The following is a 401-nucleotide window of genomic DNA, read 5'->3' as shown; positions in this document are numbered from 1 at the left end:
GGTCTGTCGACGACGAACAGCAACGTGAGCTCGCTGTCGACGTCGGCTTCGACGGGTATCAGCACGGCGCAAAGCGGTGTGGATTCGCTGTCCACTGGTCTCTCGACGACGAACAGCAGTGTGGGTTCCCTGTCGACGGGTCTGTCCACGACGAACAGCAACCTGACCTCGCTGTCGACATCGACATCGACCGCCATGAGTTCGCTGTCGAACAGCGCGTCCAACTCGGTCCAGTATGACGATTCGACGCACAGCAAGGTGACGCTGGGTGGCGTGGGTTCGACGACGCCGGTGACGCTGACCAATGTCGCAGCAGGCGTGAATCCGACGGATGCGGTGAACTACAGCCAGCTCAGCTCGCTGTCGACGTCGACTTCGACGGGCATCAGCACGGCACAAAG

2 protein-coding genes are annotated in these 401 nt (G+C 61.3%); one reads left to right on the top strand and one right to left on the bottom strand.

The window, feature by feature from the left end; genetic code table 11:
- Positions 1 to 197, bottom strand: a 197-nt coding sequence (locus tag DPV79_RS43735) for a hypothetical protein (RefSeq protein WP_279636682.1), incomplete at its 3' end; no start/stop codon positions are given.
- Between DPV79_RS43735 and DPV79_RS43730 the strand changes: the two genes are divergently transcribed.
- A partial coding sequence (locus DPV79_RS43730) for a hypothetical protein (RefSeq protein WP_279636681.1) occupies positions 196 to 401 on the top strand: 206 nt, incomplete at its 3' end. The two genes, DPV79_RS43735 and DPV79_RS43730, sit on opposite strands and share 2 nt — an antisense overlap.

Source organism: Burkholderia reimsis, assembly GCF_003294055.1.
GTDB classification, from domain to species: Bacteria; Pseudomonadota; Gammaproteobacteria; order Burkholderiales; family Burkholderiaceae; genus Burkholderia; species Burkholderia cepacia.
Note: the sequence above shows the minus strand (reverse complement) of the source record. Positions and strands in the feature narration are given on the sequence as shown.